Genomic DNA, 7,734 nt, shown 5'->3' with positions numbered 1-7,734 from the left:
GCTGTAATACTTTAATTATACAGCAAAGAAGGTACTGCTCTCTCAATGTAATTGAGGAACGTTACCTTCTTTTAGTTGAAAGACTTTTTCAGTGGCCTCCTTTCGAGCGGGGTCTTCTTCTTTGTTCTGTGCGGGTGGGTGGCCGCCGTAGCGACAAGCATATGTATGCGGCCGGTGCAGCCTGCAGCCTGCGGCTTGTCGGACTTCAAGATCAGCTGCTGGCGCCGCTATCCCTTTGGTTCAGGAACCGACTCCTGCGCGAAAAACGCCCATGGAGCCAGGAATAGTTGGAGTAGATCAAACTAAAGCTGCGGAGACCCGTCGAGGTGAGGGAATAGTGGTGCTAAGTCGAACTAAAGTGGCGGAGATAAGTCGTGGTGGCAGGAATAGTTTCACTAACTCGAACTAAAGCTGCGGAGACCCGTCGAGGTGAGGGGAATAGTGGTGCTAAGTCGAACTAAAGTGGCGGAGATACGTCGTGGTGGCAGGAATAGTTTTACTAACTCGAACTAAAGCTGCGGAGCCCCGTCGAGGTGAGGGGAATAGTAGTGCTAGGTCGAACTAAAGTGGCGGAGATCGGTCGAGGTGAGGGGGGGCGTGCGGCTAAGTCAAATTAAATTGCTGTAGTACCAGCAGCTTTCCTAAATAGGCGAGGAAGAAGCTGGATAGACTATTGACATTTTCATGAATATCGAACATCATAATATATGAACATGTATTCATATATTGTGGAGAGAGGGATTGAAATGTCTAGCTCACGAGATAAAGACGATAAGCACATTAAAGCTGGAGCTACTGACCTGGAATCTATAAGGACACACAACCGTACTGCTGATGATCAGAGCGGTCCCGTGCACAGCCACCCTCATAACCGCGATGGCGCGCACGATCATGTGGATGAGCGCAAAGGCTCGCGATCTCTCGCTACCGACAAGCATAGCGATCCCGCGCACAGTCACCCGCACGACCATACTCGCGATCACGACCATACGCACGACCACGACGACCCGCACGATCATACTCACGGCCATGATCATCACCACCATCATCATGGGCTTGGCGGTCACCACCACCATGATGCGAATCGCGAAGGGAACAAGAAGGGCCTGATGATCGCGCTTATCATCACGGCCACGATTATGGTGCTGGAGTTCGCGGGCGGCCTGCTGACGAACAGCTTGGCGCTGCTTTCGGATTCCGGCCACATGCTCAGCGATGCCAGCTCGCTGGCCCTCAGTCTGGTCGCTTTCTGGTTCGCGGCCAGACCGGCTTCCCCGAGCAAAACGTACGGCTTTTACCGTTTCGAAATATTGGCGGCTCTCTTCAACGGTGTTACGCTGTTTCTCATCGCCGGATTTATTATGTGGGAAGCCTATCAACGCTTTAACGAGCCGCCGGAAGTGTCCAGCTTGCCTATGATTCTTATTGCCTCTGTTGGTCTGTTAGCCAATCTGCTTAGCGCATACGCTCTGATTCGCAAAGGAGACGTCAAGAACAACCTCAATCTCAGAAGCGCCTATCTTCACGTGCTGGGGGATGCGTTAGGCTCAGTCGGCGCGGTGGCGGCAGGCATTCTTATGCTTGCGTTCGGATGGTACATCGCAGATCCCATCATCAGCGTCCTTGTATCCCTTCTTATTCTCAGAAGCGCCTGGGGCGTGATCAAGCACACCGTCCACATCCTGATGGAGGGCACGCCGGCGACGATCGACCGCGAGAAGGTGAGCGCGACGCTGGCGAGCGTTCCCGGAGTGCTGGATGTGCACGATTTGCACATATGGACGATTACGTCGGGGATGGATTCTTTAAGCTGTCATTTACTCGTCGCAGACGATACCGATCAGCAAGCCGTTCTCCAACAGGCGCTCGGGCTCATCGAGAAGAAATTCAAGATCGAGCATGCGACCATTCAGATCGAAACCTCGGCGATTCGCCATTCCGAGCTGAAGGTATAGCAGTAACCGGCCTGCTCCCGGAAAACAAAAAAAGAATCAGGCTGACGGCCTGATTCAAGGCAATAACGGCTGGGTAACGCCTTCCGACATTGAGGATGCAGCAATATTAACGTTTTCTAATTACATTCTAAGAAACGACGGAAAATCCCTATAACACAGACTTCACTCTCTCCTTGGTAAAATATCGGAGAAACCCGATGTGTTATAGTAAATCCCGACAACGATGGTTCGATGCAGCCAGAGAAGCCGGGAGGATTTACCGTACATGAACAAGAAATTCGTCATTAAAGCCTTGCTCGCTTGCAGTCTTGCCGTTACCGGACTATTCGGAACGATGATCGGGTCGTCTTCCACGGCGAATGCGGCCACGCCGGATTCCCTCAATTTGCTTGCCTACGGCAAAGACTATATCGGAACTCCATATCAATACGGCTCGCAGCCGGGAGATACAAGCACGTTCGATTGCTCTTCTTTCGTTCAATACGTATTCAAGCAAGCCGGCATAGACCTTCCAAGAACGTCCGTATCCCAGTCCTACACAGGAGAGAAGGTCGACAAGGGCTATCTAAGCGTCGGAGACCTGGTCTTCTTCAAAACCGGAGGCGGCGGAATCAGCCATGTCGCCATCTACGCCGGAGACGGCAAAATCTTGCACGCAAGCACAAGCCAGGGAGTAACGGTATCCAACATGAATTCTAACTATTGGTCCAAGGCTTATGTAACAGCCCGCAGGGTGTTGTAATCGAATATGATCTCGAAGTTGGCAGGGGATGTACCCTTGCCAGCTTTTTTTATTTTGTTACAACGCTTAATGATGTAGACGGACGAGGCGGACAAAAGGTTACGGCTTTCGGCGCACTTCCATAATTTACAGGAAATTTAGGTTGCAGAACTCGAATCTTGGCGATATTTGCATTATAATTTAAGGGGATGAAACCTTTTTGTCGCATGCCCGTACATTATGTTAGTCGAGGGATGAGAGATTCATAGACTCATTCCGCTCCGCAACAAAAGATTTGAGTTGAAGGGAGATCCTGCTTGACATGACGATTTCGCTAGTAAAAGGACAGAAGATCGACCTCACGAAGGGGAACGCCGGACTTAGCAAAATTACCGTAGGTCTCGGATGGGATCCCGTTCAGAAGAGAAGCTTTTTCGGTTCCAAAAAGGTGGACATCGACTGCGACGCATCGGCATTGCTGCTCGACGAGAACGGCAAGCTGACCGGCAAGAACCTCGTCTGCTTCCACAATCTCAAGAGTCCGGACGGCTCCGTCGTTCATTCCGGCGACAACCGCACGGGCGAAGGAGACGGCGACGACGAGCAGATCAACATCGACCTTGCTCGCGTACCCGCCAACATTCAGCGGATTCTGGTTGTCGTGAACATCTACGACTGCGTCAATCGCAAGCAAGATTTCGGCATGATCGCATCGGCTTACATTCGCGTGTTGAACCAAGCCAGTCAGCAAGAGCTCGTTCGCTTCAATCTGACGGATAACTACTCAGGCAAAACGGCCCTGATCGTAGGAGAGGTTTACCGTCATAGCGGAGAATGGAAGTTCAACGCCATCGGCGAAGGCTCCTTCGCGGCTCACATCGATCTGCTCGCGCGTGAGTATCAGTAACAGAATTGGGAATTCTTTAATTCAAAACATAAAATTAACGAAAAGAGGTAATTGCTATGTCTATCAGCTTGTCCAAAGGTCAAAAGATCGATCTGACGAAAACGAATCCGGGTCTTACGAAGGTACTGGTAGGTCTCGGATGGGACACAAACAAATATGACGGCGGCAAGGATTTTGACCTCGACGCCTCCATCTTCTGCTTGAACGGGGCAGGCAAAGCCGCTTCCGAAAAAGACTTCATCTTCTACAACAACCTCCAGAACGTCAATGGCTCCATCGTGCATACGGGCGATAACCTTACCGGCGAAGGAGACGGCGACGACGAGCAAGTGAAGGTCAACCTGTCTACGGTTCCTCCGGAAGTCGAGAAGGTCGCATTCTGCATCACGATTCACGAAGCGGCTGAAAGAGGTCAGAACTTCGGACAAGTTACGAACGCGTTCGTGCGGATCGTTAACGAAGATACCGGCGCAGAATTGATCCGTTACGACCTTGGCGAAGACTTCTCCGTAGAAACTGCGGTTGTCGTAGGCGAGCTCTATCGTCACAGCGGCGAATGGAAATTCAATGCGGTAGGCAGCGGCTATAAAGACGGCTTGGCCGGCCTGTGCAAAGACTTCGGGCTTATGTAAGGTCGTAGTACCCGCTTTTGGGGACCGCTGTTCAATCGGATTGCGGTCCTTTTCCATTCAAGGAGGATGAAGTGCAGATGGCGGTTAATTTGTCCAAGGGCCAGAAGGTTGATCTGACCAAATCCAATCCGGGTCTTACGAAGGTCAGAGTCGGACTAGGCTGGGATACGAACAAGTACGACGGCGGCAGCGCGTTCGATCTGGACGCTTCGGCATTCTGCCTGAATGCCTCGGGCAAGGTTAGTTCGGACAGTCAATTTATTTTTTACAACAACAAGAGCAACGCGAACGGCTCCATTCAGCTTTCCGGGGACAACCAAACGGGCGAAGGCGCGGGGGACGACGAGTCCATCGTCATCGACCTTGGTCAAGTTCCGGCGGATATAGAGAAGATCGCCTTCTGCATCACGATTCACGATGCGGCGGCGCGCAACCAGAATTTCGGACAAGTAGCCAATTCGTTCGCCCGCGTCTTGAACAACGGCACGGACGAAGAATTGATTCGCTACGATCTGGGAGAAGACTTCTCGGTCGAGACTGCGGTTGTCGTAGCGGAGCTGTACAGACATAACGGAGAATGGAAGTTCAGCGCGGTAGGCAGCGGCTATCGGGACGGACTCGCCGGCCTGTGCCGCGACTTCGGAGTACAAGTATAGGAGGAAATCCAGATGACCATCAGCCTTTCGAAAGGCCAAAGAATCGATCTGACGAAAACAAACCCCGGCCTCACCAAAGCCATTATCGGCCTCGGATGGGATACGAACAAGTATTCCGGAGGTGAAGGTTTCGATTTGGACGCTTCGGCGTTCTTGCTGAATGCCAATGGCAAGGCGGGCGGTATTGAGGATTTCGTATTTTACAACAATTTGACCGTATACAATGGCGCTGTCGTTCATACCGGAGATAATCGGGACGGAGAGGGCGACGGCGACGACGAGCAAATCAAGCTCGACTTCACGAAGATTCCCGCTGGGATACATCGTATCGGCATCACCGTAACGATTCACGATGCGGAAGCGCGTCACCAGAATTTTGGACAAGTGTCCAATGCATTCGTACGACTGGTGGACGAGCAGACAGGCAGTGAGATACTGCGTTACGATCTGGGCGAGGATTTCTCCGTCGAGACAGCTGTCGTCGTGTGCGAGCTCTATCGCCATGGCGGAGATTGGAAGTTCCAAGCCATCGGATCGGGCTTCTCCGGAGGACTGTCCGCACTGGCTCACAATTACGGCTTGGATGCCAAGTAACTAACCCGAACGGAGGCTTTGCCGCGCATGTCATTGTCAATCATTAAAGGTCAGAAAGCGGATGTAACGAAGAATAACCCTTCCGTTTCCCGAGTGATTGTCGGGATGGGTTGGGGAGCAAGCTCGGGAGTAGATTTGGACTTCTCCGTATTCGCATTGCAGGGCAATAGCAAGGTCCGCTCCGATCAGGACCTAATCTTTTATTCCAATCCGACGGGCGCCGCCGGATCGATCCGCATCGTCGGTCAAGACAGGAAAAGCTACGGAAATCAATCCGACCAAGAGCAATTGAGCATCGAACTTGGCGCTGTTCCCAAAGAAATCGAGAGGGTAGCGTTTAGCTTGACAATTTACGAGGGAGACGCGCGCAAGCAAAACTTCTCTCTTGTGAACGATGCCTATCTTCGTATCGTTGACGAGGCTTCGGGCAACGTATTGCTCCGTTATGAACTTGGCAAAAACTTTCCTGTCGAAACCGCGATCGTCGTAGGGGAATTATATAGATACAATGGCGAATGGAAATTTAATGCCATTGGGTCGGGCTATTCCGGCGGATTGGCAGCCCTGTGCGGCAGCTTCGGAGTCGAGGTGCGCGAGGAACAGCCCGCAGCGCCTGCGACGCCTCCTCCGGCGGCGAAACCGCCGGAGCCAGCCGCACCGCCAGTGCCGGCTGCACCGCCTGCGGGACAAGCTTCCCCGGCACAGCCGCCAGCCGCTCCGCCTTCTCCGATTCGGTTGGACAAGATCGAGCTGAAGAAGAAGGGAGACGTCATTAACCTTCAGAAGAACAGCTCGGGTTCGATCGGCGAAATCTTGGTTAATCTGAACTGGAATCGCAAAAAAACGGGGGGCTTCTTCCGGTCGTCGGGAATCGATCTGGATCTCGGATGTCTCTACGAGCTTAAGGATGGCACGAAGGGCGGCGTACAAGCGCTCGGCAATGCCTTCGGCGATTTCAATCGACCGCCTTACGTGTCGCTGGACGGGGATGACCGCACAGGCGCTCAGGCCGGCGGGGAGAACATGAGAATCAACGGGGCCAGGCTGGCCGAGATCGAGCGGATCGTCGTATTCGCCTTTATCTACGAAGGCGTAACGAATTGGTCGCAAGCGGACGGCGTAGTCACGATCAAGCAGCCGGGCGGACCCGATATTGTGGTAAGAATGGACGAGTATAACAACAGCAAGGGCTTGTGCGCGATTGCGATGATTCGTAACGTGAACAACCAGACGTTCAGCATCGAGCGACTGGTGCAGTTTTTCGACGATCAGCAGAAGCTGGACGTCGCTTACAACTGGGGCCTGAGGTGGGCAAGAGGCAGTAAATAAGAGCGACGTTTGATCAACGGAAGGGATCTTCGGCAGGGGGGCCATGATGGCGGAATTTTTTCAAAGCTTTATTGACAATTTTGGCAGTTTCTTTAACTGGGCGCACATCGGAGAGGTGCTGTCGCAGCCTTCAACCTGGGGGATTATCGGAACCCTGATCGTGCTTGAGGGACTATTGTCCGCAGACAATGCACTGGTGCTGGCGGTCATGGTGCGGCATCTTCCGAAGGAACAGCAGAAGAAGGCATTGTTCTACGGAATTATCGGAGCGTATGTCTTCCGGTTCCTTGCAATCGGTATCGGAACCTATCTCGTCAAGATTACTTGGATCAAGGTGGCCGGAGGGCTTTATCTGCTCTGGATTGCGCTAAGTAATCTATTCGATCTCGAATTCGCGCTGGCTCGAGTCGGCGGAATTCCGCTCATTCCTTACATTCGCAGGAAAGCGAAAGAGGAAGACGACGAGATCGAAAACAAGGGAATGGGCTTCTGGCGTACGGTGCTTGCCGTCGAGATGATGGATATTGCGTTCAGTATCGATAGCGTGCTCGCCGCTTTCGGCGTAAGCGAAGAAGTATGGGTGCTGTTCCTCGGCGGTATTCTCGGCGTGCTCATGATGCGCGGAGTCGCGCAGGTTTTCCTGAGATTGATCGAGAAGTTTCCCGAGCTTGAGAAAGCTGCGTTTATCCTAATTGTCGTAATCGGTGCGAAAATGATCGCCGGAGCATTCGGCTTCCATGTCTCTCATGCGGTATTCTTTTCCGTCCTGATTGCTATTTTCGTCGGCACGATGATTCTAAGCTCCGTTCGCAAAAAAGCACAGGCAAAGTCCTCCTCGCAATCCTGATCGGATGGCATAAGAAGCTGTATATCGTTGAAATATCCCTCATTTTACGTGGGGGATATTTTTTAGAACTATTTTCGTAGTGGCCAGCACTGG

The 7,734-nt window shown here is 52.4% G+C and carries 9 protein-coding genes; all 9 read left to right on the top strand.

Annotation, left to right across the window (positions count from 1 at the left end; genetic code table 11):
- The coding region (locus tag ACFO1S_RS06625) for a hypothetical protein (RefSeq protein WP_378126456.1) at window positions 1–287 on the top strand (287 nt) is incomplete at its 5' end.
- A 606-nt stretch (window positions 288–893) separates the two neighbouring features.
- Complete coding sequence (locus tag ACFO1S_RS06620) at window positions 894–1,955, top strand: cation diffusion facilitator family transporter (RefSeq protein ID WP_378126463.1); 1,062 nt, start codon at window positions 894–896, stop codon at window positions 1,953–1,955.
- A gap of 265 nt (window positions 1,956–2,220) precedes the next feature.
- Complete coding sequence (locus ACFO1S_RS06615) at window positions 2,221–2,697, top strand: C40 family peptidase (RefSeq protein ID WP_204605357.1); 477 nt, start codon at window positions 2,221–2,223, stop codon at window positions 2,695–2,697.
- Between the two features lie 301 nt (window positions 2,698–2,998).
- Window positions 2,999–3,583, top strand: a complete 585-nt coding sequence (locus tag ACFO1S_RS06610; protein WP_204605358.1) for a TerD family protein — start codon at window positions 2,999–3,001, stop codon at window positions 3,581–3,583.
- A 56-nt stretch (window positions 3,584–3,639) separates the two neighbouring features.
- Window positions 3,640–4,215, top strand: a complete 576-nt coding sequence (locus ACFO1S_RS06605) for a TerD family protein (RefSeq protein WP_204605359.1) — start codon at window positions 3,640–3,642, stop codon at window positions 4,213–4,215.
- Between the two features lie 77 nt (window positions 4,216–4,292).
- Window positions 4,293–4,871: a TerD family protein gene (locus ACFO1S_RS06600; protein WP_204605360.1), complete on the top strand. Its 579-nt coding sequence runs from the start codon at window positions 4,293–4,295 to the stop codon at window positions 4,869–4,871.
- A 12-nt stretch (window positions 4,872–4,883) separates the two neighbouring features.
- Window positions 4,884–5,465, top strand: a complete 582-nt coding sequence (locus ACFO1S_RS06595) for a TerD family protein (protein ID WP_204605361.1) — start codon at window positions 4,884–4,886, stop codon at window positions 5,463–5,465.
- A 27-nt stretch (window positions 5,466–5,492) separates the two neighbouring features.
- A complete protein-coding gene (locus ACFO1S_RS06590; protein ID WP_204605362.1) occupies window positions 5,493–6,794 on the top strand; it encodes a TerD family protein in 1,302 nt (433 codons plus the stop codon).
- A 43-nt stretch (window positions 6,795–6,837) separates the two neighbouring features.
- Complete coding sequence (locus ACFO1S_RS06585; protein WP_204605363.1) at window positions 6,838–7,641, top strand: TerC family protein; 804 nt, start codon at window positions 6,838–6,840, stop codon at window positions 7,639–7,641.
- Window positions 7,642–7,734: the final 93 nt, after the last annotated feature.

It is taken from the genome of Cohnella boryungensis (assembly GCF_042651945.1).
In the GTDB taxonomy this organism is placed as follows: Bacteria; Bacillota; Bacilli; order Paenibacillales; family Paenibacillaceae; genus Cohnella; species Cohnella boryungensis.
This window is presented reverse-complemented; position numbering and strand designations above follow the sequence as displayed.

Coding starts and splice junctions, on each gene's coding strand:
- ACFO1S_RS06605 (WP_204605359.1), top strand. CDS start 3,640: ATGTCTATCAGCTTGTCCAAAGGTCAAAAGATCGATCTGACGAAAACG.
- ACFO1S_RS06585 (WP_204605363.1), top strand. CDS start 6,838: ATGATGGCGGAATTTTTTCAAAGCTTTATTGACAATTTTGGCAGTTTC.
- ACFO1S_RS06595 (WP_204605361.1), top strand. CDS start 4,884: ATGACCATCAGCCTTTCGAAAGGCCAAAGAATCGATCTGACGAAAACA.
- ACFO1S_RS06615 (WP_204605357.1), top strand. CDS start 2,221: ATGAACAAGAAATTCGTCATTAAAGCCTTGCTCGCTTGCAGTCTTGCC.
- ACFO1S_RS06600 (WP_204605360.1), top strand. CDS start 4,293: ATGGCGGTTAATTTGTCCAAGGGCCAGAAGGTTGATCTGACCAAATCC.
- ACFO1S_RS06590 (WP_204605362.1), top strand. CDS start 5,493: ATGTCATTGTCAATCATTAAAGGTCAGAAAGCGGATGTAACGAAGAAT.
- ACFO1S_RS06610 (WP_204605358.1), top strand. CDS start 2,999: ATGACGATTTCGCTAGTAAAAGGACAGAAGATCGACCTCACGAAGGGG.